This window comes from Bacteroides intestinalis DSM 17393 (assembly GCF_000172175.1).
Taxonomy (GTDB): Bacteria; Bacteroidota; Bacteroidia; order Bacteroidales; family Bacteroidaceae; genus Bacteroides; species Bacteroides intestinalis.
In genome coordinates this window covers 120564-144859 of the sequence record NZ_ABJL02000002.1, presented here as the reverse complement: position 1 = coordinate 144859, position 24296 = coordinate 120564, and the positions used below count along the sequence as shown (strand labels likewise).

The following is a 24296-nucleotide window of genomic DNA, read 5'->3' as shown; positions in this document are numbered from 1 at the left end:
TCCATGCTATGTGAAACCTTAAAATGATTGCCTATGAGAAGCACATAAGAGTTACAGTTCTTTTTTATTTCATTAGCTGAAAAACATAATGAATTAGTTTAAGTAGTTAATTTTAAATCACTATTATTTTATGAAACATTTTCTTATTTGGATTTTCTTGTTTTTTTTCGCTATGTCCGGTCTTGCGCAAAATTTGAATATCAAAGGGCAAATCACGGATACATCCGGTGAATCGATTATTGGTGTGAATGTAAAGGTGAAAGGTAAGGATACCGGGACTATAACAGATATAGACGGCAACTATCATCTTCAGGCTACTCCGAATGATATTTTGGTCGTTTCTTATATAGGTTTTATTACTCAGGAAGTGCCTGTAAAAAATAGAACGGTTGTTGATATACGTTTAATAGAAGATGTGAAAGCATTGGATGAAGTGGTAGTAGTGGGATATGGAACACAACGTAAGGCTGACTTGACGGGTGCTGTTATACGTGCAGATATTAAAACGTTGAAAAGGTCTCCCAATTCAAATGTGTTGCAATCTTTGCAGGGGAATGTTCCGGGACTTAATATTGGGCAGGTGACCAATTCGGGAGGTACTCCGTCCATGTCTATCCGTGGTACGAATACTTTGGGAGGAAACAAAGATGTTCTGGTCATTCTGGACGGTATCATTTATACAAGCTCGTTATCTTCTATAAATCCTGATGACATTGAATCTGTTGATATCCTGAAAGATGCAAGTTCTACTGCTGTGTATGGTGCACAGGCTGCCAATGGAGTAGTTATGATTACTACTAAAAAAGGTATGGAAGGGAAACCGAAAATCACTTTCTCCAGTAGTTATACGTTTTCCAACCCAACTCACAATTATCGTCCGATGAATCGTGAAGAGTATTTGGATAATGTCAGAGACTTCTATTATACGGAGGCTTTCCTGGGTCCTGATTATACTACCCCTAATCCGGATTTTGATCTCGCGTCTAAATTGCCGGATGCTCCGTTGAGAGATGAAAATGGAAATGTCAGTCCTTATAATTATAACTGGTGGGACGAAGGTACACAAAGCGGACATCTGTTTGAAAACCGTTTTAATATATCCGGTGGCAGTAAATCCATCAATTATATGCTTTCGTATTCCAATACGGATCAACGTGGATTTATCGTGAATGATGATTTTAAGAGAAACAGCGTTCGTATGAATCTGAATGCGGAAATAGCTCCCTGGTGGAAAATAGGAATTCAGACTTTTGGTGCATTTGTGAATCAGGATGGTGCGGAGCCGGGTTTGTGGAATCTGATAACCCAATCTCCATTGATTGAACCTTATGACGAAAATGGCAAAATAAAGCCATATCCTTTTAATACATTGGATACCAATCCTTTTATGGGATCGGATATTGATGATTACGAACGTCATAATTACTTTTTCGGTAATATATCATCCGAAATAAAATTGCCTCTTAAAGGGTTAGTGTATCGGTTGAATTTTGGTAATAACTATAGGATAGATAATCATTTTCAGGCCAGCCAGTATGGATACAATCTGCAAGGAGAGGCTTATAAAGAGCATACCGGTTACTATGATTATACTATAGATAATATTCTGGCTTACAATGCCACATTTGGTGAACATCATATTGATGCCACATTATTATATGGAGCTTCAGAGCGTAAGTACGATTATACAAAGGCTTTGGGACAAGGATTTACACGCATGACATTGGGCTATAATAGTCTGGAACAGGCAACCACCCGCTATGTATATTCGGATGCCTGGAGAGAAGCCCTTTGTTATCAGATGGCCAGAGTCAGCTATCGTTTGATGGACCGGTATTTGATAACGGGTACAGTGCGTAGAGATGGTTTTTCGGGATTTGCGGCTAATAATAAATATGCCACTTTTCCTTCCATAGCTTTAGGGTGGATTATCTCAGAAGAGTCTTTCTTTAAAATACCCTGGATTGATTATCTGAAACTGCGTGGGGGATATGGTATTAGCGGAAATCAAACCAGCAGATACAAATCTTTGTCCACAGTTGCTTCTGAGATCAGGTATGTTTTTGGTGATGGTGGAAAGCCTGTAATCGGACAGGAAATCTCAGCTTTGGGAAATAATAATCTGAAATGGGAAAAAACAGCAGGGATAAACTTGGGGCTTGATTTCACAATTCTGGGTCAGAGACTCACCGGTTCCGTTGAATATTATTCGACAACTACGAAAGACTTGTTGTATGATGTGGCTTTGCCCGATATTACGGGATTTTCAAAGATTGCTTCTAATCTTGGAAAAATCAAAAACAAGGGTTTCGAATTTATTCTCACTTCGAAGAATATACAGACTTCTGATTTTAAATGGACTACTTCACTCAATTTCTCGACAAACTCCAATAAGATCGTAACTTTGACAGGAGAAGATAATGACGGAGATGGCATAGAGGATGATAACATATCCAGTAATCTGTTTATAGGCCAGCCCATTTCTGCGGTATATGGGTATGTGGTAGATGGTATTTATCAGTTGGGTGATGATATACCTGCCGGTTTCCATCCGGGCAATTATCGTATTGTAGATATGACCGGAGAGGGAGAAATAACCCCTGAAGACCGTGTCATTTTAGGGAAAGGAGATCCGGCTTACCGATTTGGTATTATGAATACGTTGGAGTATAAGAACTTCACACTTAGTTTCTTTATCAATTCTGTTCAAGGAGGAAAGGATGGGTATCTGGCGGCAAACTCTTCTTCGTTAGTCAGAGATCAGAATAATCTGCGCTGGAATCGTATAAGTGCATGGGATTACTGGTCACCGCGTAATCCGGATGCAGTCTATGCACGCTCCATTAGTACCCCGAAAATAACTCCTACGGTATATGAAGACCGCAGCTTTGTACGTTTGCAGGATGTTTCATTGTCTTATGCCTTTCCAAAGTCTGTTACGAACAAGGTTGGTTTGAGTGAAATTGATCTGTTTTTCAGTGGGAAAAACCTGCTGACTTTTACAAAATGGCATGGTTGGGACCCGGAAGCCGGAAGTACTTATTCGGGCAGACCGGTAATGAGAAGTTTTTCTTTTGGTGTTAGTCTTACTTATTAATCTGATTTATTATGAAAATAAAAATATATACTATTACCTTGTTGCTTTCAGCAGTGCTGGGTTCGTGCAGCAGTTCTTTTTTGGATGAGAAGCCTTTGGATTTCATGAGTGCAACCAATTCTTTTCTTACCCAAGAAGATATTGATTGTTCAATAAACAATCTCTATTACCTGATAAGAAGAGAATTTTATAGTAGGGATGAAAACCGTCCGATGGATTACCTTTACGGTACGGATATTGTTTATGATGGCGAACCGAATGGTACGGAGCGACATTCCAATATGATTTCAGCTTATCATTCAACCGGTAATATTGCATCGGTACACTGGTCATTACTTTATCATACCATATCAACTGCTAATACTATTATCGATCGTCTGCCTGTTTCTGAAGTATCGGAGGAGCAAAAGACGATTGCCGAAGCCAAAGCCCGTTTCTTTAGAGGATTTGCATACAGGACCTTGACCTATCTGTACGGTGGGGTACCTCTTTTATTGACGGAAGTCATCGAGCCTAAGTTTGATTATGTCAGGGCATCCAAAGAAGAGGTGTTGAGGCAGGCACTTACGGATGTAGAGTTTGCGGCTGCTCATTTACCCAGTTTGTCCAGTGTGCAGGATGGAGAAGTTTCTAATGCGGCTGCATATCATTTGCTTTCAGAACTTTATCTGGCAACAGCTCAATATCAGAAAGCGGTGGATGCTGCTACAACAGTCATCGATGATCCGGCTACCGGATTAATGTACACTCGCTTTGGTTCCAGAGCTAATGAACTTCCGGGAGATGTATATTGGGATTTATTCCGAAAAAATAATCAGAACAGAAGTTCCGGAAACACAGAAGGAATCTGGGTTATTCAGATTGAAACTGACACTCCCGGTGGAAGTGGTTCCTTGACAGCCAAAGACCAGACATACACTTTGGAAAGGCATCATGCTCCGATGGTTCGTGACGTGAAAGCACATGGCATGAATCCTTTTAGCTGGCCGATTGGTGATTATACCGGAGGCCGTGGCATTGGTTGGGCCATTTCGACCCGATATTTCAGTGATGAGATATGGAAAGATGATTTCTATGGAGACATGAGAAACGCAAATCATAATTTTGTGAGAAAGTTTGCAGTTCATAATAAAGAGTATGCCAAACTTTACGGGGACACCATTGACACTCAGAATCCGCCGGTAGGGGTTACGGTTCCATCCCGTCCGCTCTATGCTTATCAATCCAAGTGTACTACTCCGTATAATCATCCGGATGGTTTGTATTCCAATTCCAAAACTTTTGCGCTTAACAGTGGAGCCGGTGCTACATATACGGATCAATATATGTTCAGGCTTGCCGAGACTTACTTGTTGCGTGCTGAGGCTTATCTGGCTTTAAATGATAAGGATAAGGCAACGGCTGATATCAATGTGATTCGCGATAGAGTTCATGCTAAGCCTGTATCGGCATCTCAGGTAACATTGGATTATATATTGGATGAGAGAATGAGAGAGTTAGGCGTAGAAGAAAGACGTAGAATCACGTTGATGAGAATGGGAAAGCTTTACGACCGCGTGATGAAATGCAATCCTTATTATGCCAAGGAGATGGAAAAACATTATGAATTATGGCCAATACCTTATAAGGAAATTGAAGCTAACAGAGGAGCTGTGTTAGAACAGAACCCCGGATATGAATAAAGATGATAAGTAGTAATTAAAATATAGTTTATGTTATGATGAGATTTTGGTTTGTATTCATGTCTATGTTTCTTCCGGTAATATGCTGGGGACAGATTATTGTTAAAGAAACCGGGGGCATGGCAGCCTTTCCGTTAGTGTCTTCCCATAAGACAGTGATTTATTATGATGCCGGGGATTATGGTGTAGTAGAAAAAACGGCTTGTCTTTTGGCTGAAGATATAAAGCGGGTGACTAATAAGAAAGTACCTGTTTCTTCGAAAAAGGTTTCGTCGGAGTATGCCGTTGTTGTGGGAACAGTGGGACATAATGCTTTTATTGACCGATTGGTGGCAGAGGGACAATTAGATGTGTCTGCTATTCGTGGTGGTTGGGAACAGTTTGTTGTTAAAACGATAGATGATCCTGCCAAAGGAGTGAAAAAAGTGCTTGTCATTGCCGGATGCGACAGGCGTGGCACAGCCTATGGCGTATTCACACTGTCAGAGGCTATAGGAGTGTCTCCTTTGTACTGGTGGGCCGATGTGCCAACAAAAAGAAAGTCTCAATTATATATTGAGAACATAAACTATGTTTCTCAGGCCCCGTCTGTTCAGTACAGGGGTATCTTTATTAATGATGAAGGTTGGGGAATAACTCCGTGGGCCGGAAAAACGTTTGATAAAGAACTGGGCGACATCGGACCGAAAACTTATGCTAAGGTGTGTGAACTGATTCTCCGGATGAAAGGTAATATGCTGGCACCTGCGATGCATCCTTCTTCGGGTGCTTTCAATAAATATCCTGAAAACAAATTAGTTGCTGATAGTTATGGAATTATAATGAGTTCTTCTCATTGCGAACCGTTACTCTTTAATAATGTAACGGAGTGGGATAAAAAAACAATGGGAGAATGGAATTATATAACTAACAAAGGAGGAATCAATAAGATACTCGACCAACGGGTTTCCGAGAATGCCCCGTATGAGAACATTTATACGATTGCTATGCGTGGTATTCATGACGCCGGACTCGTAGGTGTTCCCAAAGATAAAGAAGTCAGCTTGGTAGAGGAGGTCATTGCTGACCAAAGAGGCATTTTGAAGCAACATGTAGATTCTCCTCTTGACTCTATCCCTCAGATTTTTGTTCCCTATAAAGAAGTGCTTGATATCTATGAAAGAGGGTTGAGGCTTCCGGAAGACATTATGTTGGTTTGGCCGGATGATAATTTCGGTTATATCAAACGATTGAATAATAAGGAGGAAAGAAACCGTAAAGGTGGATCGGGCGTATATTATCATATTTCATATTTAGGCGAGCCGCATGACTATTTGTGGTTGAATACAACTCCTCCGGCATTGATGTTCGAAGAAATGCGCAAGGCTTATGATACCGGAGCAAAACGCTATTGGTTATTGAATGTGGGAGACATCAAACCGGGTGAATTGGGTATGAAAACATTTCTGGATATGGCCTGGGACATTGATAAATTCAATTTTGATAATATAAACAATCATCAGGTGGACTTTTTGGTTTCCGTATTTGGTGAAAAGTATAGAGAAGATATTGACGATATAATGAACAGTTATTATCATTTAGGTTTCCAGCACAAACCGGAGGCAATGGGATGGGGATATGAATGGAATAACGAACATGCTCAGGAAAGAATGACGGATACAGACTTTTCTTTTGCAAATTATAATGAAGCAGAAGGCAGAATGCAAGAGTACGACCGTATTTCTGATAAGAGCGAAAAGATATGGAACACGTTGCCGGAATCTTATAAGGCTGCTTTTTATGAGCTGGTTTTCTATCCTGTGAAGGGAGCAGCGCTTATGAATAAGAAAATGCTGACTGCGCAGCAAAACAGATGGTACGCGCGTCAAGGACGTGCAGCAACCAACTATTTGGCTGATAGAACAAAGGCTTATCATGATAGTATCGATTATTATACCGGTAAGTATAACTCCCTGCTTAATGGTAAATGGAACCATATGATGGCTCTGGCACCCGGATGGACTGCTACTTATCAGAAGATGCCGCCGGTAACGACCATCGATGTACCGCAGAAAGCAGAAATGCGTGTTTTTCTTCCGGGACAGGACTCTCCTTTGGGAAAGATTACATTGAATGTACTTCCTTGCGTAAATCCTTATACCCGGAAAGAATCTTTTATTGAATTGTATAATATGGGAGAACAAGCATTTACGTGGAATGCTAAAGTTTCGGATTCGTGGATCAAACTCAGCAGGCAGAGCGGAACCACTCTTCTGCAAGAACGGATTATTGTATCTGTTGACTGGTCGAAAGTTCCGGTAGGAGAAAGGGTAACGGGTGAAATTGATATTATATCCGGCAGCAATCAGGAAAAGATTTACTTGCCTGTTTTCAATCCTGCTTATCCTACAGTCGGCGAGTTGAAAGGATGGTATGTGGAGGATAATGGTTGTGTATCTATCAATCCGGGAAAATTTCATAGAAAAGTGGAGAATGAAGATATAAAAATGAAAGTAATAGAGGGATTGGGATATGAGAACCAGTGTATACAATTAGGAGAGGCTACAAAACCTGTTCAAAATCCACGTCGTTCCAGACAGGCTGCCAAAGTGGAATATGATTTTTATACTTTTAATGCCGGTTCAGTAATGGTTTATACATATGCATTACCTGTTTTTCCGGTGAATTCGGAACGTGGTACTTGCTTCGGCATAATGATAGATGATGGCTTATTGAAATATGCTTCGAATAATGCAAAAGAATATTCAGGCGAATGGAGGGAAAATGTATACCGCAACAGTACGATAAATGCTGTAACCCTAAACATTGATAAGCCGGGCAAGCATACTTTGAAATTGATATGCTCTGACCCGGGTATGATTATTCAAAAGGTGGTGATAGATATGGGAGGAATGAAGCGCTCTTATCTTGGCCCTGAAACTACAATCGTACGATAATGAGTCAGACTTCTATATAAAGAAGAGCGGCTGTCATTTCATAACGACAGCCGCTTTTTATTGCCTGTATAAATCAGATTAGTATTTGAAGTTTTCCCCCTTCACATAAATCTTGAAATCCTTAATGCTTCCCGGTACTTCGCTTTCCATTCGGGGTAAGCATTGGAAACCAGTCACGGCATGACTGGCGCCCAGATCGATTACAATCGTATGCGGATAAGGACTACCTTTCTCTGTGCTCCAATAGGTGGATTCCTGAAGGTCGAAAGTCTTGTCGGCAGAGCGGTTGACGTGAGCCACGTCTTCGCTGTCGGCATACTTCACAATCCAAGGCTCGCGGGACAAACGGCTACCATCCTTGTCCAAGAAATACATTTCGGCAATACAAGCCAGGTCTTTTCCATCCTGTGAGTTTAATGCTTCAATGCAAACATAGCGTCCGGTGACCGGTTTGTTGAATTTAACTTCCTGCCAGCCGTTACCCGGTTTGAAGCTTCCCGTGAATACAGGCTTTTCACCTGACAAGTTCAGGTTTTCGCCTTCATTGCGGTGTGTCAAGGGTTTCTGTACAAGCAGCTGGTCAAGGAGCGGTTCACTTAAACCTTCGGACTTAGCTTCTTTAGGACCTACGATATCGAAAACTACGATTTCATTCTCACCTTTCTTCAACCAGCATCCCGGTACATAAAGAGTTTGCTGAGGACCGATCTCCCAGATACGGCCTAATGCATAACCGTTCACATAAACCAGTCCTTTGCCCCATGTTTCGAAGTTCAGGAAAGTATCGCTCGGTTTCTTCACCTGAAATTTAGCACGGTAAACACCCGGAATACGTTGTCCGAGGCGGTCTGTCAATGACTCTATCGGCTGGAACTTCATGCCCTGATAGAATTCATAGGTATCTTCAATGTTGAAAACTTCCCAGTTCTTCAGGTCGCAAACGAAAGGATATCCGTTGATGTCCATAGAGAGTTCTACGTTTTTCGTGATTCCTTTGAAGTCTTTGATGGCACGTCCGAAGTTGATGCGGCCCATGGCTTCTACCAGAATATCAAGTCTGGAGCCTTTGACGCAGGCGGGGAGTACCAATTGCTTTTCACCGTTTCTTCTGTCGAGCTTGCCGATGTATTTCCCGTCTACGAATACCTGTGCATAGTCGTGCGCATCGTTTACTGTGAGGGTAGCGGGTGATTTCAATTCAGGCAGGGTAGTGCGGTAGAGGATGCTTCCGAAGCCTTGGTTATATTCTTCCATGGTGCGGATGTTTTCATCCTTCTTTGCTGCGGGCAGGTTCTCGAACAGTGGTGCCATTTCTGTGAATCTGAAAGCAGGGATGCTGATAGGTTTGATCAGTGCAGGTACTTTCGCCTGTTTCTCACCATCCATGTATTTGGCCATGGCTTCTCTCAACGCCCAATACTTAGGAGTTGTCTGACCGGATTCACTGATAGGCGCATCGTAATCGTAAGACGTCACATCGGGTGCAAAGCCGGGAGAGTTGGCGCCTGCCCAGTGTCCCCAGTTCGTACCTCCATGTGTCATATACAGGCTGAATGAAATGCCTCTTGATAACATATCGTCGATACCTTTGATCATATCTGCGGCAGGACGCGTTTCGTGGTTGGCACCCCATTTGTCGAACCAACCGCTCCAAAATTCAGAACACATCAGAGGGCTGTTGGGACGAAGCTGTTTCAGTTTGGCAAATTGCTGGTCGACGTTGGCGCCTGTACCGAAGTTCATGGTCCAGATCAGGTCATCGAGTCCGTTCAGGGTGAAGTTAGAAGCCCAGTCGCATTGGAACAGAGCGATGTCATTTCCGAAGTTGGCACGTACGATGTCTCTGATTTGGGATACATACCCCTTATCTTCTCCGTAAGATCCATATTCGTTTTCTACCTGTACCATGATGATGGGGCCGCCATTGGCAATCGTCAGGTCTTTCACTTGCTTGGCAACGGCTTCTTCGAACAGAGCTACACGTTCAATGAAGTAAGGATCGGATTCGCGCAGACGCACATCCTTTTTCTTAAGCAGCCACCACGGCAGACCACCCATTTCCCACTCGGCACAAACATACGGTCCGGGGCGGAGGATGACATACATATCATTTTGCTGGCACAGACGGCAGAATTCAGCCAGGTCGTTTTGCTCCGTAAAGTCATATACGCCGGGTTGCGGTTCGTGAGAGTTCCAGAATACATAGAGGCAGACAGTGTTCATACCCAGTGCTTTGCACAACTTAATGCGTTGGTCCCAATAAGGTTTCGGGATGCGCGGGTAGTGCAGTTCGGCGGCTTTAACTACAAATGGTTTGCCGTTTAGCAGGAAAGTTCCTTTGCCGGCTTCAAAACGGCCTTGATTTTCGAAATTGTCGAAGCTCCATTTGTCACGCCAGGGAATGGTGATTTTATCACCTTCGAAGGAGAAAGGAAGCCATACATAACGTGAGTTTTCCAGGTCTTTCTTATTCCAGCGGTCGAACATGGCAATGTACATGTCTTTCTTGCCCATAACTTTCTGCACGTAAGTGCTTTGAGCATAGAAAGTCTTGTCGGCATCTGTTCCGGTACAAGGGTTGCCTATTGTTTTCCATTCACCCATAATGGAATCAGCTACAGCCAGTTCTGCCTGGTTCGGATCCCATCCGGTACAGCCGGAAGAGAGCATGTAGTATTTTCCGTTACGTTTGAAGACGGCGGGGGCTTCACGGCTTTCCTTGACGAAGTTACGGGTATAGCGTCCGCTCGGTCTCTGATAGTCGTCCGTCAACTCGCTGATGTACAGGGTGGCATTGTTTTCGGAAGAGTAGAAATGATAAGCGCGGCCGTCGTCATCCACGAATACGGTTTGGTCGCGGCTCATGGCATTGTTAGGACGGAAGCTGCCCAGATAGGTGAATTCTCCGGTAGGGGAGTCACTGACGGCTACTCCGGCGCAGGCTTTGCTGTAGTCGGCACTTTCCACGTGTGCCCACATCACGAATTTCTTGGTTTTTGGGTTATAAATCACCTTCGGACGTTCCAGTACCTTGCTGGTGTGCAGGTCGTGGCCTTGGTCGTCCTTTACTGCGGGAAGCACAATGCCTTCGAACTTCCAGTTCAGCAGGTCTTTGGATGAATAGCAGCTCACGCCGGTTACATCCGTGCGGTAACACTCCCATGTGGCCCATTCGGGCAGGATGGTTTTACCTTTTTTGTACTCACCGTACCAGTAGTACGTTCCTTCATGGTAGAGGATACCGCCACCATGTGCATTGATGGGGTTACCGTCGGTGTCGTTCCATACTTCACCCGGTACGATGGCATTGTTGGCGGTTACTTGTTTTTGGGCTTGCGCTGTAGCAGCTCCAAATAAACAGGCAACAACTAATGTCATACTCCAGAAAATGTTTCTCATGATTTGAATGGTTTATTGTTAGTTTACGAATTAATTTCTGTTGCAAAGATAAGAATGACTTATCATTTAATGTTCCACAAATAATTCAATATAGGTAGACAGATGTTTCAATTTAATACGATTTATAATTTATATCTTTGTAGTCAGTAAACGAAATTATAGAAAACATTAACATGAAACACTTACAATGGTTATTGGCAACTGCTTGTATGCTTGCGGTTTGTCTGTCTGTCTCTGCTCAAAGTGGCAAGAAAGTAAAAAGTATCTCGCCTGAAAAATGGGTAAAATCGAAAGTCTGGAGTGAAGGTTTGAAGGCGAAGCCCCATTCTTCTACGAATTTAGCGGAATTCAAAGCGCAGTACGAAGCGAATCCGGAACAATGGAAGGCGGCTTTTCGCTGGTTGGCGTCGCACGACCTGACTACTATCGAGAAGGGAAAACATCCGATAGAAGGAACGTCACTTGTGGTTTCTGTTGAAGATAGTAAGAATGAACCGTTAGAGAAGCGGACATCCGAATCACACCGGAAACATATAGATTTGCAGTATGTGGTGAAAGGAACAGAACGTTTTGCATTGCTGGATCATGAGTCTTCAAAGGCTAATTGCGAATATAGTGAGAAAAAAGATGTTATTCACTATGATTTTGATCCGGAAAAAACTACCTTTATCGACTCTGTTCCCAGTGAGTTTTTCTTGTTCTTCCCGTCCGACTGGCATATTGCAAAGATAGCTACGGATAAGGAAGATCAGGATATAAGGGTGATCGTGATTAAGTTGGATTATATATGATATACGCGCGTACCTATATATATGGTATATAAGAAATCACTAAAGAATTACCGGAGTATGACCTGCTCCCTACCAACTCCCTGTCAAGTCCGTACCAACTCCGTACCAAGTCCAAGCGTATAGATACGGAGTTGGTACGGACTTGGCAGGGAGTTGAATATGTCCGGTAATGGATAAGACTATTATTTGCTTTGCCGGAATGCAATTGCTTGATCAACCAGAAAATAGAAGAATCTGGCAGATATGCTATCACCAGCTACCGTTAATGCTTCCGGGTGGAATTGCACTCCCCAGATAGGTTTTCCTTCAATGTTTTCAATGGCTTCGGGAATACTGTCCGTAGCCCATGCCGTAATCCGGAAACCGGGTGCCACTTGCTTGACGGCCTGATGATGGTGGGTGTTGGTAAATAGTTGTGTCTCTCCTGTTATCCGTGCCATTTCAGAATCGGGAAGCAAGTTGACTGCATGAGTGGGTACACTACTCGGCTCTTCCTGATTATGTCGCACGGTAGTATCCGGATGTTGGGCTGGAATATCCTGATAGAGTGTGCCACCGAATGCCACATTGATTAATTGTTCGCCCCGGCAGATTCCCAACATGGGTACACCACGTTGCGCTGCAAGGCGGATAAGGGAAATATCATAAACATCACGCAGTGAATCTACCTCTCCCAGTTGCTCGATAGGTTCTTCATTATAATAAGAAGGATGTATATCCGCCCCTCCGATTAAAATAATCCCGTCCAGTCGACTGATGATGTCTACCAGAACTATACTGTCTGTTGTGACTGGTATAAGCATTGGAGTGCCTCCGGTTTGTATGACTGATTCGGTATAAGTCGTTCGTGCAGACGAATAGTCGCTGGGATGTGAACAAGATAGGCCGATAAGTGGTCGTTGCTTGTGAGATGAACTTCCGGATTGACATCCGGTAAATGACAGGAGAATGAGCAGTACAATAGATAATAGTAGTTCTTTCATTGTAAGTTTGGGGGTTAATGATTTTGCTGTAAAGTTAAGAAAATCTTTCTGTTAGTAGTGATGTGTTACATAACATAGTTTAGTAACACTATCGATTTATTGCTTTTCTTTTGATAAATTCATAATTTGCGCCTCACTAAAAGTTAAGGGTATGCGAAGGCATACTGAGTTATTCATTTTAAATCTTATATATCATGAAAGTATATCAGACGAATGAAATTAAGAACATTGCCCTGCTTGGCAATGATGGCTCGGGTAAAACCACTCTCACAGAAGCGCTGCTCTTTGAGAGTGGTATTATAAAACGTCGCGGCAGAATTACTGCCAAGAATACAGTCAGCGATTACTTCCCGGTGGAGCAAGAATATGGCTATTCTGTGTTTTCCACCGTTTTCCATGTGGAGTGGAACGGTAAAAAACTTAATATTATAGATTGTCCGGGAAGTGATGACTTCGTTGGAGCTGCCATGACAGCACTCAATGTTACCGATACTGCAATATTGCTTCTGAATGGCCAATATGGTCCTGAAGTAGGTACCCAAAATCATTTCCGATATACAGAAAAGTTAGGTAAACCGGTGATTTTCCTGGTGAACCAGCTTGACCATGAGAAGTGTGATTATGATATGGTACTTGAGCAGTTGAGGTCTGCTTATGGTTCGAAGGTAGTTCCCGTACAATATCCGTTGGCTACCGGACCGAACTTCAATTCGTTGATTGATGTACTTTTGATGAAAAAATATTCGTGGGGTCCCGAAGGTGGTGCACCTACCATTGAAGATGTTCCTGCAGAGGAAATGGAAAAAGCAACCGAATTGCATAAAGCATTGGTGGAAGCAGCTGCAGAACACGATGAAAGCCTGATGGAGAAATTCTTTGAACAAGAGTCTCTGACGGAAGATGAAATGCGTGAAGGTATCCGTAAGGGACTGGCTTCACGTGGTATGTTCCCTGTATTCTGTGTTTGTGCAGGTAAAGATATGGGTGTGCGCCGTTTGATGGAATTCTTGGGTAATGTGGTTCCGTTTGTAGACGAAATGCCTCCTGTACATAATACACGCGGTGAAGTTGTGAAACCAGATCCGAATGGACCTACGTCCCTTTATTTCTTTAAGACCGCTGTTGAACCTCATATCGGTGATGTTCAGTATTTCAAGGTTATGAGCGGTAAAGTGCACGAAGGAGAAGACTTTACGAATGCTGACCGTGGTTCAAAAGAACGTATCGCCCAGATTTACGCTTGTGCAGGTGCCAACCGTATTAAGGTGGAAGAAATGGTGGCTGGTGATATCGGTTGTACTGTGAAATTGAAGGACGTGCATACCGGAAATACACTAAATGGTAAAGGTGCTGAGAACCGCTTTAATTTTATCAAGTATCCGAATTCTAAATATTCTCGTGCTATCAAACCTCTGAATGAATCCGATACGGAGAAAATGATGGTTATCCTTAACCGTATGCGTGAGGAAGATCCGACTTGGGTGATAGAGCAGTCCAAAGAGTTACGTCAGACTATTGTTCACGGACAGGGTGAATTCCACTTGCGTACGCTGAAATGGCGTTTGGAAAATAACGAAAAATTGCAAATCAAATATGAGGAACCGAGAATCCCGTATCGTGAAACTATTACGAAGGCGGCTCGTGCAGACTATCGTCATAAAAAACAATCGGGTGGTGCAGGCCAGTTTGGTGAGGTGCATTTGATTGTAGAGCCTTATTATGAAGGCATGCCGATACCCGATACTTATAGATTCGGCGGACAGGAATTCAAGATCAATGTGAAAGGTACTGAAGAAGTTCCATTGGAATGGGGCGGTAAACTGGTATTTGTTAATAGTATCGTGGGCGGTTCTATTGATGCACGCTTCTTGCCGGCTATTTTGAAAGGTATTATGGCTCGTATGGAACAAGGTCCATTGACGGGTTCATATGCTCGTGATGTGCGTGTAATCGTGTATGATGGTAAGATGCACCCGGTAGATTCCAATGAAATTTCCTTCATGCTGGCTGGTCGTAATGCATTTAGTGAAGCATTCAAGAACGCAGGTCCTAAGATTCTTGAACCTATCTATGATGTGGAAGTATTTGTTCCGTCAGATAGGATGGGTGATGTGATGGGTGACTTGCAAGGACGTCGTGCTATGATTATGGGTATGAGTAGCGAAGCTGGTTATGAAAAGCTGAGTGCTAAAGTTCCTTTGAAAGAGATGTCGTCTTACTCTACAGCCTTGAGTTCTTTGACAGGAGGACGTGCTTCATTTATCATGAAATTTGCCAGTTACGAACTTGTTCCAAGTGATGTACAAGATAAGCTGGTTAAGGAGTTTGAAGCTAAACAAGCCGAAGAATAAAAGAATTCACTTCGTCTGTTTTTATAATTTGTTAAAGCCGTTACTCCCTCAGAACGAGGGGTAATGGCTTTTTTATTAACACTGATTAAGAACATGTGCAAATGTGAATGCGAATAATTAATTTTTTATTAAATTTGCAAACCAAAGAGACTCCTATTTGTTATAATGCTCGTAATGCAACTTAAAAAAACTCTTTTCGGTTAATTTACGAGAACTTGCGGTTAAATCAGGTTAATGTGTTAGGAGTGTTAATTAGGGAGTGTTAATTTTGTGACTATGAAGAAGTCAACAATATGGATATTAGGCGTCGTTATGGGGTTATCTTTCCTCAGTCTCTTGTACCTGCAAATCAGTTATATAGAGAAGATGGTAAAGATGCGTAACGAGCAATTTGATGAATCGGTGAAGCGTGGTCTGATGGCAGCTTCCAAAGAAGTGGAGTCCGCGGAGGTTGACCGTTGGTTAAGGGAGGATATCTCCGAGGCAGAAAAGAGAGCGTGGGAATTGACTGCGCAGGGTAAAGCAGTGGTGCAGACACAGCGGTTTACGGCTACATCGCCAGATGGTTCTCAGTATTCAGCTATAGAACTGCAGACGATAACAAATAATCCGTCAGAGCTGCCGCGAGCCATGATTTCGCGTAAGCATGGTGCCAAAACGATACCCAAAACAGCTCGTTCGCATGTCGATTTCGTGAAGAATCGTTATGTATACCAGCGTAACTTGTTGGATGAAGTGGCTTGGCAGATGGTATATACAGCAAGTGACAAACCAATAGAGGAGCGCATCAACTTTAAGAATCTGGATCAGTACTTAAAGTCGGGTTTGGTAGATAACGGAATTGATCTGGCCTATCACTTTAAAGTGATTGACCGGGATGGACGGGAAGTATATCGCTGTTCGGACTATGTAGATGAAGGTAATGAGTATTCTTATTCCCAACCTTTGTTCCTGAACGATCCACCTGCCCGTATGAGTATTGTAAAGATACATTTCCCGGGTAAAAGGGATTATATTTTCGACTCAGTCAACTTTATGATACCGTCGATGATATTCACCTTTGTACTGCTGATAACATTCATCTTCACGATTTATATCGTGTTCCGCCAAAAGAAACTGACGGAGATGAAGAATGACTTTATCAACAATATGACGCATGAATTCAAAACACCGATATCGACGATATCACTGGCAGCGCAGATGTTGAAAGACCCCGCAGTGGGGAAATCGCCTGCTATGTTCCAGCATATATCGACGGTCATCAATGATGAGACGAAACGGTTGAGGTTCCAGGTAGAAAAGGTTCTTCAGATGTCGATGTTCGACAAACAGAAGGCTACCTTGAAAATGAAGGAACTAGATGCCAATGAGTTGATTACAGGTGTTATCAATACATTCACCTTAAAGGTGGAGCGTTATAACGGTAATATAGAGTCGGAACTGAACGCAACAGACCCGGATATATTTGCAGATGAAATGCATCTTACGAATGTGATTTTCAATCTGATGGATAATGCGGTGAAGTATAAGAGACCGGATGCGGATCTGGAATTGAAAGTGAAGACTTGGAATGAACCGGGTAAGCTGATGATTTCTATCCAGGATAACGGTATAGGTATTAAAAAAGAGAATTTGAAAAAGATATTTGAAAAGTTCTACCGCGTGCATACAGGTAATCTGCACGATGTGAAGGGCTTCGGATTAGGGCTTTCTTATGTGAAGAAGATCATAACAGATCACAAGGGAACCATCCGGGCAGAGAGTGAACTAAACGTTGGAACTAAATTTATTATTGCATTACCTTTACTTAAAAATTAATGATATGGACGAGAAACTGCGTATTTTATTGTGCGAAGATGATGAAAATCTTGGCATGCTTTTAAGAGAATATTTACAGGCGAAAGGTTATTCTGCCGAGTTATATCCCGACGGCGAAGCTGGATACAAAGCTTTTCTGAAGAATAAATATGACTTGTGTGTGTTTGACGTAATGATGCCAAAGAAAGATGGTTTCACACTGGCTCAGGAAGTACGTGCTGCAAATGCCGAAATTCCTATCATCTTCCTGACTGCAAAGACACTGAAAGAAGATATTCTAGAAGGCTTTAAGATCGGTGCGGATGATTATATCACCAAGCCATTCAGTATGGAAGAGTTGACATTCAGAATTGAAGCTATCCTGAGACGTGTACGTGGAAAGAAGAACAAAGAGAGTAATATCTACAAGATTGGTATGTTCACTTTCGATACACAGAAGCAGATTTTGTCGACACCTGAAAAGCAAACGAAGCTGACTACTAAAGAGTCTGAACTCTTGGGCTTGCTTTGCGCTCATGCTAATGAAATCCTGCAGCGTGACTTTGCTTTGAAGACGATCTGGATTGATGACAACTATTTCAATGCCCGTAGTATGGACGTGTACATCACGAAGTTGCGTAAACATCTGAAAGAAGATCCTTCTATTGAAATCATCAATATCCACGGAAAAGGATACAAACTGATTACACCGGAGCCGGAAGCTTAATAAACTTCTGCTCTTCACGAAACAAAAAAGGCGGTTACTTTAAAAAAGTAACCGCCTTTTTTATTCTTTTCCGATGATTAGTCTGCCAATTTCTTATTGATAATAATGTATGAAATCAAACCCAGTACCATCAAAACTGCTGAAGTACCTAAAAGGGTATTGTTGTTAACATTACCGGTAAAAGAGCATGAAACTAAAATTACAGCTCCTACCAAGACTAATATCAAGCCCAGATTTTTTAATAAACCTTTCATGTGTGTGTATTTTAATAGATTATTATATTCTTGTCACAAAGAAAAGCATAATTCTTTAACAAGCGAAATTATTTTTGCAAAAAAACTATTATTGAGGGTAAATAGTTGGTTTTGCAGGCTTTCCATAAGCCGTTTATACTAATTCTTTCGCTGTATTTTGCACTAATCTTTCGTATTAAAAAATATTTTTCTTAATACTTCCTGACTTACGCGCAGTTCTTCCACAGTGATACTATGCAATGCCTCTTTCAGAGTTTGGTTGGCAATCACTCGTGCTTGTTCTTCCAGTTCCTTTCCATCTTTGGTGAGGTGGATCAGATTGGTGCGGCGATCTTTCTTGTCAGAGATACGAACCACTAAATGTTGGCGTTCCATATTATCTATCAGGCGCGTCATACTGGGTTTGTCCTTAAAAGTTGCATTACACAACTCTTGTTGCGTCACTCCATCTTTTTCCCACAAAAAGATAAGGACGGTCCACTGCTCCGGAGTAATCTCCAAACCGTTCTGGCGGAAGTTACGGGACAGTTTTCGGTTGATTGCGGCGGAAACTTTACCATTCAGTATGGCAAAGATAAGCCGGATGTCAAAGTTAAATTGCTCGATCATGAAATTATTGTTTAAACAACTTTGCAAAGGTAAGTCACTTCCATGATAAATCCTATCCTCGCGGCACAAAAAAACATTAAATGTTTGTAGATCAAAATAAAATCCCTACCTTTGCACCGCAAATTTTTAAACGAATTATTAATTCATTAATTAAACAAGTATGAATCAATACGAAACCGTTTTCATTTTAACTCCCGTTTTGTCTGATGTTCAGATGAAGGAAGCGGTAGAAAAATTCAAAGGCATCCTTACTGCTGAAGGTGCTGAGATCGTAAATGAGGAAAACTGGGGACTGAAAAAACTGGCATATCCTATCCAGAAGAAGTCAACTGGTTTCTATCAGCTGATTGAGTTCAATGCAGACCCTACTGTAATTGACAAGTTAGAGCTTAACTTCCGTCGTGATGAGCGCGTTATCCGTTTCTTGACTTTCAAGCAAGACAAGTACGCTGCTGAATACGCTGCGAAGAGAAGAAGTGTTAAATCAACTAAAAAGGAGGATTAATCATGGCACAAGTTCAATCAGAAATCAGATATTTAACTCCGCCGTCAGTGGACGTTAAGAAGAAAAAATACTGCCGTTTCAAAAAGAGTGGTATTAAGTATATCGACTATAAGGATCCTGAATTCTTGAAGAAATTCTTGAATGAGCAAGGTAAGATCCTTCCGCGTCGCATCACCGGTACTTCTTTGAAGTTCCAACGTCGTGTAGCTCAAGCTGTAAAGAGAGCCCGTCACTTGGCTTTGTTGCCTTATGTAACTGACATGATGAAATAATAGGAGGAGGAAAGTATGGAAATTATATTGAAAGAAGACATTGTAAACTTGGGTTATAAGAACGATATCGTAACTGTTAAGTCTGGTTATGGTCGTAACTACCTCATCCCGACAGGTAAAGCTGTGATTGCTTCTCCTGCTGCAAAGAAAATGTTGGCTGAAGATTTGAAGCAACGTGCTCACAAATTGGAAAAAATCAAGAAGGATGCTGAAGCATTGGCAGCTAAATTGGAAGGCGTATCTTTGAAGATCGCTACTAAAGTTAGCTCAACCGGTACTATCTTCGGTTCTGTTGGTAACATCCAGATTGCAGAAGAATTGGCTAAGTTAGGTCATGAAATTGACCGTAAGATCATCGTTGTAAAAGACGCTGTGAAAGAAGTTGGCCAATATAAAGCTATCGTTAAGCTGCACAAGGAAGTTTCTGTAGAGATTCCTTTTGAAGTTGTTGCTGAAGAAGCATAATTTAAAAACTTCCTATATAAAAGAAGCCTGGTTTCCGGAAGGAGGCCGGGCTTTTTTATTACTGCATGTTAGTTCTAATTGTATTCTTTATCAATAAAGGTAATTGTTTTATCAATTAGTTCCATGTAGTGGCTGTATGTGAGATGCGGGTCATCATGTACAAAAGAGATTTGCCGCATGGCAGCAAAACCTTCTGGGATGCGGAAGGCAAACTCCCAGGTTTCTCTTAATGACTTATTTTCATTAGAAATTTTTCTAAATTCTTGCTGACTGGTATACTTTTCTATCGCCATGTCTTTTGCTTTGGAGAACCCTTCATAAAAAAGATGTGCGTTTTTTATTACGGCATAGGCTTGGATGATTTCGACAGCAAGCTCTTTGTTTTTAATATTTTGCATGACAGAAGAAGCTCTGAGCATTTCCATAGCATCAGTGACCGGAGGAAAATTTTGTGATTGGAATGGGAAATAGCCGTAGTAATTCAGAGAGTCGGAGGACGCTTCATTCATTTTGTCTTTGTATTGAAGCAGGTAGCATGCACCTTCTTTGTTGAATATTTCTATTTTCATCATCTCTTCTATTGTTTCCCGGTTGATAAGTAATTCACTTTTGACCAACTGTAGGGCCTGTGTCACCTCTTTTTTTTTATTGTGCTCCTGAATCATATCACTTCCCACGAATGTGATTGCAATACCCAGTACGACTGCGATGAAATTGCAGGTGAAATCACCTAATCTTCCTTTGATAGCTGATCGCTTAATTTTTTCTATCAGTTTCTTTTTCATAATATTAGTATAATATGGAGATTAGCAAAGATAAGGATTTTCTGAAATAATCAAATAGGAAAAGTGATGAATCACTGAGTATCTTCAGGATGGTGCAGATGGGTATAAAAAAAGTCTGTTCGTGCTTTCGCACGTCAGACTTTCAATTCTCTCAGTGTGTTGTTCTGAAATTATTCAGCTACAACTGCTGCACTATCTACTGCTACAGTGTCTGCTGCTGCGGCTGCTGCTGCCTCAGCTGCTGCTGCAGCTGCTTCTTCTACTGCTGCGATTGAGTCAGCAATACGGATAGAATCTGCTGTTGCTTTTTCAGCGTCAGCTTGTTTGTTACCACAAGATGCGAAAGATACTGCTACAATAGCTACAGCCATCAAAACTAATTTTTTCATTTTCTTTGCTTTTTTAAAAACGTAATACAATCAATTGCTTTATTAAAACGCTGCAAAGGTATGTACTTTTTTGATAGGTTGTTCTCCAAATCCCAACTTTTTTTATGTTTTTTTTGGAGGTTAGCCCCTTTTGACGACTTTTTGTATGTTTAATAACATACTAATCTACTGCAATACTGTTATATAAGTAGCGCTTGATACTCCTTTTGGGGGTTTTCTCAAATTCGTTAGGGTAGAGCTGTATCTGGCTTACTTTTTCGTAACTGGCCACACTGTTATTCAGGTTTTTCAGATTCTCATCCATAATGGTTTTGATATTTTCCGTTTGGTTCAGACCAAGGGAATCCAGTGCTTCATAATCTGCATAAACCAAAGCGACCAGCTTCTTATTACGCTCGATGATCAGACTTTCCAGAACGAATGGCAGATTGTTGAGACGTGCTTCTATTTCCTCGGGGAAAATATTCTGTCCGCTGGAACTGAGAATCATGGTCTTGCTACGGCCACGGATATAGAGATTGTTATTTTCGTCCAGTTTTCCCAAGTCACCGGTACGCAACCAGCCGTCTTCGGTGAAAACCTCCTTCGTAGCTTCCGGATTTTTATAGTACCCAGCCATTACATTTTCGCCTCGCACTTGTATCTCACCAATTTCAGCTTCCGGATTTTCTTTATAAATCCGGGCTTCCATGATGTCGAGTACACGACCGGAAGAAGTCGGGACGAATTCGTTCCAGGGAGCGTAGCTGATTAATGGTGCACATTCTGTCATACCGTAACCGATAGTGAACGGAAACTTGATGCGGTGGAAGAACTCTTCCACTTCCGGGTTCATGGCAGCCCCGCCGATAATGATTTCTTTGAAACGTCCGCCTAGGGCATCTACCAGTTTTTTACGGATTTGCCCGTAGATTTGTCCGTCGAGCAAAGGAATGCTGAGCGCCCACCTCATAGTTCTCTTATTGATGGCGGGTTGGATAACATTTTTGTAGATTTTCTCGATAACAAGCGGTACGGTAATGATAAGATTGGGTTTTACCTCCTCGAAAGCTTTCATCAGGATCTTGGGGGAGGGGACTTTTCCCAGAAGTGTGACATGGGTTCCCACGGCGGTGGCCGTGAGGAAGTCGAAGGCACAACCGTAGGCATGGGCTAAAGGCAAGAAAGATAATACTTTATCTCCTTTCTTTAATAGCTCGGTACGTATACCGAAGGTGACATTTCCTGCCAGATTGTTTCCTGTCAGCATAACACCTTTGCTGAAACCGGTGGTGCCCGAAGTATAGTTCAGCAGCATCACCTTATCATTAGAGAGGGTTGTATATTGTACGTCTTCCCGGCGGAAACCTTTCGGATAAGTTTCATGCATTTCATCGTCCAGATGTTTGAGGAAACGGTTGATTGTTTCACCGTCACGCTGGTGGAGGCAGCGGAAATCAGAAAGGGAGAACACGGCACGCAGTCCGGTCAGGCGTTCTTCTTCCAGATGATCCCAAATGGAATCGCTGGTAAAGAGAAAAACAGATTCGGAGTGGGTGACGATATGATGTACATCGTTCGGATTAAAATCTTGAAGGATGGGCACAACGATGGCTCCATAAGTGATGGTTGCCATATAAGCAATGCACCAACGGGAATTGTTTTTGCCGATAACAGCTATTTTATCGCCCCGGCGCAGGCTGCAATGTTTGAATAGCAAGTGCAATTTAGCTATTTCTTGTGCTACTTGTCCATAGGAATAACTCTCGTCTTCACCATAATCGGTGTAGCAAGGAAGGTCCCAGTTCTCACGGAAACTCTGCTCGTAGAGTTTGATAAAGTTCTCTTGTATCATTGCACGAAAATTGATGATTTGTGCAAAAGTAGGAAAATTCTAAGAATTATATGTAACTTTGTGGCAGAAATGTGTTTAGAATAGATATGATTGATACCAATATATTTCAAAATAAGACAGCGGTTTACTATACGTTAGGGTGTAAGTTGAACTTTTCGGAAACCTCTACTATCGGTAAGATTTTGCGGGAAGCAGGCGTGCGTACGGCACGTAAGGGAGAGAAAGCAGACATCTGTGTAGTGAACACTTGCTCGGTGACGGAGGTGGCAGATAAGAAATGCCGCCAGGCTATTCATCGCCTGGTGAAGCAACATCCGGGCGCTTTCGTGGTTGTGACCGGATGTTATGCCCAGTTGAAGCCCGAAACCGTTGCAAAGATTGAGGGGGTGGACGTGGTACTTGGTGCCGAACAGAAAAAGGACTTACTTCAATATCTCGGTAATTTACAGAAAAATGAGTCGGGAGAGGCGTATGCTTCAGCGTTGAAAGATATCCATTCATTTGCGCCGTCCTGCTCACGGGGAGATCGTACTCGCTATTTTCTGAAAGTACAGGATGGTTGCGATTATTATTGTTCCTATTGCACCATTCCTTTTGCTCGCGGACGGAGCCGCAACGGAACGGTTGCCTCTATGGTAGAACAGGCGCGTCAGGCTGCAGCCGAAGGGGGAAAGGAGATTGTGTTGACCGGTGTTAACATTGGCGATTTCGGCAAGAGCACCGGAGAGACTTTCTTCGACTTGGTGAAGGCGTTGGACGAGGTAGAAGGTATTGAACGTTATCGTATCTCTTCCATAGAACCTAATTTGCTGACTGATGAGATAATAGAGTTCGTTTCGCATTCCCGCAGCTTTATGCCTCATTTCCATATTCCATTGCAGTCCGGTAGTGACGACGTTTTAAAACTGATGCGCCGTCGGTATGATACGGAACTCTTCGCTTCCAAAGTGCAGAGAGTGAAAGAAATGATGCCCGACGCTTTTATCGGTGTGGATGTCATAGTGGGTACGCGGGGTGAAACGGATGAATACTTTGAGCAGGCTTATGAATTTATTAAGAGTCTGGATGTGACCCAACTTCACGTGTTCAGCTATTCCGAACGGCCGGGTACACAGGCTTTGAAGATAGACCATGTAGTAACTCCGGAGGAAAAGCACCGTCGCAGTCAGCGCCTTTTGGAACTTTCGGATGAAAAGACACATGCATTCTATGCCCGCTATATCGGACAAACTATGCCGGTATTGCTGGAACGCTCCAAACCGGGTGCCCCGATGCATGGCTTTACAGCTAACTATATCCGGGTAGAGGTTCCCCATAATGATACACTGGACAATCAAGTGGTATCTGTACGCTTGGGCAATTTCAATGAAGACGGGACGGCGTTGCATGGAACTTTACTATTATAATAAGGTATAAGAAA

At 42.4% G+C, this 24296-nt stretch carries 18 protein-coding genes; 11 read left to right on the top strand and 7 right to left on the bottom strand.

Annotated elements, in window-relative coordinates:
* Positions 1–130: 130 nt before the first annotated feature.
* From BACINT_RS01485 to BACINT_RS01475, 3 genes are read left to right on the top strand one after another with little or no spacing between them, the layout of a single operon-like run.
* A complete protein-coding gene (locus tag BACINT_RS01485; protein WP_007660049.1) occupies positions 131–3097 on the top strand; it encodes a SusC/RagA family TonB-linked outer membrane protein in 2967 nt (988 codons plus the stop codon).
* An 11-nt stretch (positions 3098–3108) separates the two neighbouring features.
* Positions 3109–4779, top strand: coding sequence for a RagB/SusD family nutrient uptake outer membrane protein (locus BACINT_RS01480; RefSeq protein WP_007660048.1), 1671 nt, complete (start codon positions 3109–3111; stop codon positions 4777–4779).
* A gap of 35 nt (positions 4780–4814) precedes the next feature.
* Complete coding sequence (locus tag BACINT_RS01475; RefSeq protein ID WP_007660046.1) at positions 4815–7715, top strand: glycosyl hydrolase 115 family protein; 2901 nt, start codon at positions 4815–4817, stop codon at positions 7713–7715.
* Positions 7716–7793: 78 nt separating this feature from the next.
* Here BACINT_RS01475 and BACINT_RS01470 read toward each other — a convergent pair whose 3' ends face one another.
* Complete coding sequence (locus BACINT_RS01470) at positions 7794–11114, bottom strand: beta-galactosidase (protein WP_007660045.1); 3321 nt, start codon at positions 11112–11114, stop codon at positions 7794–7796.
* Positions 11115–11287: 173 nt separating this feature from the next.
* On the opposite strand from BACINT_RS01470, the gene BACINT_RS01465 reads away from it, so the two are divergent.
* Positions 11288–11905 (top strand): YhcH/YjgK/YiaL family protein, encoded by a 618-nt coding sequence (locus BACINT_RS01465; RefSeq protein WP_007660043.1) that lies wholly within the window; start codon positions 11288–11290, stop codon positions 11903–11905.
* A gap of 182 nt (positions 11906–12087) precedes the next feature.
* On the opposite strand, the gene BACINT_RS01460 is transcribed toward BACINT_RS01465, so the two are convergent.
* On the bottom strand, positions 12088–12888 hold the full coding sequence (locus BACINT_RS01460) for a gamma-glutamyl-gamma-aminobutyrate hydrolase family protein (protein WP_044154594.1): 801 nt from the start codon (positions 12886–12888) through the stop codon (positions 12088–12090).
* Between the two features lie 194 nt (positions 12889–13082).
* Between BACINT_RS01460 and BACINT_RS01455 the strand changes: the two genes are divergently transcribed.
* From BACINT_RS01455 to rprY, 3 genes are all read left to right on the top strand, one after another.
* Positions 13083–15239, top strand: coding sequence for an elongation factor G (locus BACINT_RS01455; protein ID WP_007660041.1), 2157 nt, complete (start codon positions 13083–13085; stop codon positions 15237–15239).
* Between the two features lie 276 nt (positions 15240–15515).
* Complete coding sequence (locus BACINT_RS01450) at positions 15516–17057, top strand: sensor histidine kinase (protein WP_007660040.1); 1542 nt, start codon at positions 15516–15518, stop codon at positions 17055–17057.
* A 4-nt stretch (positions 17058–17061) separates the two neighbouring features.
* On the top strand, positions 17062–17763 hold the full coding sequence (gene rprY / locus BACINT_RS01445) for a response regulator transcription factor RprY (protein WP_007660039.1): 702 nt from the start codon (positions 17062–17064) through the stop codon (positions 17761–17763).
* A 77-nt stretch (positions 17764–17840) separates the two neighbouring features.
* Here the strand turns inward: rprY and BACINT_RS24305 are convergent, their stop codons facing one another.
* On the bottom strand, positions 17841–18017 hold the full coding sequence (locus BACINT_RS24305; protein WP_007660038.1) for a hypothetical protein: 177 nt from the start codon (positions 18015–18017) through the stop codon (positions 17841–17843).
* 162 nt (positions 18018–18179) lie between these two features.
* A complete protein-coding gene (locus BACINT_RS01440; protein ID WP_007660037.1) occupies positions 18180–18626 on the bottom strand; it encodes a MarR family winged helix-turn-helix transcriptional regulator in 447 nt (148 codons plus the stop codon).
* 160 nt (positions 18627–18786) lie between these two features.
* On the opposite strand from BACINT_RS01440, the gene rpsF reads away from it, so the two are divergent.
* The 3 genes from rpsF to rplI are packed head-to-tail and all read left to right on the top strand — an operon-like array spanning position 18787 to position 19868.
* Complete coding sequence (gene rpsF, locus BACINT_RS01435) at positions 18787–19131, top strand: 30S ribosomal protein S6 (protein WP_007210277.1); 345 nt, start codon at positions 18787–18789, stop codon at positions 19129–19131.
* Between the two features lie 2 nt (positions 19132–19133).
* Positions 19134–19403 carry a 30S ribosomal protein S18 gene (rpsR, locus tag BACINT_RS01430; protein WP_007210278.1) on the top strand — a complete coding sequence of 90 codons (270 nt, stop codon included), beginning with the start codon at positions 19134–19136 and terminating at the stop codon, positions 19401–19403.
* 15 nt (positions 19404–19418) lie between these two features.
* Complete coding sequence (rplI, locus tag BACINT_RS01425) at positions 19419–19868, top strand: 50S ribosomal protein L9 (RefSeq protein WP_007210279.1); 450 nt, start codon at positions 19419–19421, stop codon at positions 19866–19868.
* A 74-nt stretch (positions 19869–19942) separates the two neighbouring features.
* On the opposite strand, the gene BACINT_RS01420 is transcribed toward rplI, so the two are convergent.
* The 3 genes from BACINT_RS01420 to BACINT_RS01410 all read right to left on the bottom strand — a co-directional run bounded on the left by BACINT_RS01420 (position 19943) and on the right by BACINT_RS01410 (position 22876).
* Positions 19943–20653 carry a hypothetical protein gene (locus BACINT_RS01420; protein ID WP_007660034.1) on the bottom strand — a complete coding sequence of 237 codons (711 nt, stop codon included), beginning with the start codon at positions 20651–20653 and terminating at the stop codon, positions 19943–19945.
* Between the two features lie 170 nt (positions 20654–20823).
* Positions 20824–21042, bottom strand: a complete 219-nt coding sequence (locus BACINT_RS01415; protein ID WP_044154593.1) for a PG1828 family lipoprotein — start codon at positions 21040–21042, stop codon at positions 20824–20826.
* A 160-nt stretch (positions 21043–21202) separates the two neighbouring features.
* Complete coding sequence (locus tag BACINT_RS01410) at positions 21203–22876, bottom strand: long-chain fatty acid--CoA ligase (protein WP_044154592.1); 1674 nt, start codon at positions 22874–22876, stop codon at positions 21203–21205.
* Between the two features lie 86 nt (positions 22877–22962).
* Here BACINT_RS01410 and mtaB point away from each other — a divergent pair, with 86 nt between their 5' ends.
* Positions 22963–24282: a tRNA (N(6)-L-threonylcarbamoyladenosine(37)-C(2))-methylthiotransferase MtaB gene (gene mtaB, locus BACINT_RS01405; RefSeq protein ID WP_007660026.1), complete on the top strand. Its 1320-nt coding sequence runs from the start codon at positions 22963–22965 to the stop codon at positions 24280–24282.
* Positions 24283–24296: the final 14 nt, after the last annotated feature.

What these genes read in the sequence shown, in the direction of transcription:
- BACINT_RS01485 (WP_007660049.1), top strand. Translation starts at nt 131, where the DNA reads ATGAAACATTTTCTTATTTGGATTTTCTTGTTTTTTTTCGCTATGTCC.
- BACINT_RS01480 (WP_007660048.1), top strand. Translation starts at nt 3,109, where the DNA reads ATGAAAATAAAAATATATACTATTACCTTGTTGCTTTCAGCAGTGCTG.
- BACINT_RS01475 (WP_007660046.1), top strand. Translation starts at nt 4,815, where the DNA reads ATGATGAGATTTTGGTTTGTATTCATGTCTATGTTTCTTCCGGTAATA.
- BACINT_RS01470 (WP_007660045.1), bottom strand. Translation starts at nt 11,114, where the DNA reads ATGAGAAACATTTTCTGGAGTATGACATTAGTTGTTGCCTGTTTATTT.
- BACINT_RS01465 (WP_007660043.1), top strand. Translation starts at nt 11,288, where the DNA reads ATGAAACACTTACAATGGTTATTGGCAACTGCTTGTATGCTTGCGGTT.
- BACINT_RS01460 (WP_044154594.1), bottom strand. Translation starts at nt 12,888, where the DNA reads ATGAAAGAACTACTATTATCTATTGTACTGCTCATTCTCCTGTCATTT.
- BACINT_RS01455 (WP_007660041.1), top strand. Translation starts at nt 13,083, where the DNA reads ATGAAAGTATATCAGACGAATGAAATTAAGAACATTGCCCTGCTTGGC.
- BACINT_RS01450 (WP_007660040.1), top strand. Translation starts at nt 15,516, where the DNA reads ATGAAGAAGTCAACAATATGGATATTAGGCGTCGTTATGGGGTTATCT.
- rprY (WP_007660039.1), top strand. Translation starts at nt 17,062, where the DNA reads ATGGACGAGAAACTGCGTATTTTATTGTGCGAAGATGATGAAAATCTT.
- BACINT_RS24305 (WP_007660038.1), bottom strand. Translation starts at nt 18,017, where the DNA reads ATGAAAGGTTTATTAAAAAATCTGGGCTTGATATTAGTCTTGGTAGGA.
- BACINT_RS01440 (WP_007660037.1), bottom strand. Translation starts at nt 18,626, where the DNA reads ATGATCGAGCAATTTAACTTTGACATCCGGCTTATCTTTGCCATACTG.
- rpsF (WP_007210277.1), top strand. Translation starts at nt 18,787, where the DNA reads ATGAATCAATACGAAACCGTTTTCATTTTAACTCCCGTTTTGTCTGAT.
- rpsR (WP_007210278.1), top strand. Translation starts at nt 19,134, where the DNA reads ATGGCACAAGTTCAATCAGAAATCAGATATTTAACTCCGCCGTCAGTG.
- rplI (WP_007210279.1), top strand. Translation starts at nt 19,419, where the DNA reads ATGGAAATTATATTGAAAGAAGACATTGTAAACTTGGGTTATAAGAAC.
- BACINT_RS01420 (WP_007660034.1), bottom strand. Translation starts at nt 20,653, where the DNA reads ATGAAAAAGAAACTGATAGAAAAAATTAAGCGATCAGCTATCAAAGGA.
- BACINT_RS01415 (WP_044154593.1), bottom strand. Translation starts at nt 21,042, where the DNA reads ATGAAAAAATTAGTTTTGATGGCTGTAGCTATTGTAGCAGTATCTTTC.
- BACINT_RS01410 (WP_044154592.1), bottom strand. Translation starts at nt 22,876, where the DNA reads ATGATACAAGAGAACTTTATCAAACTCTACGAGCAGAGTTTCCGTGAG.
- mtaB (WP_007660026.1), top strand. Translation starts at nt 22,963, where the DNA reads ATGATTGATACCAATATATTTCAAAATAAGACAGCGGTTTACTATACG.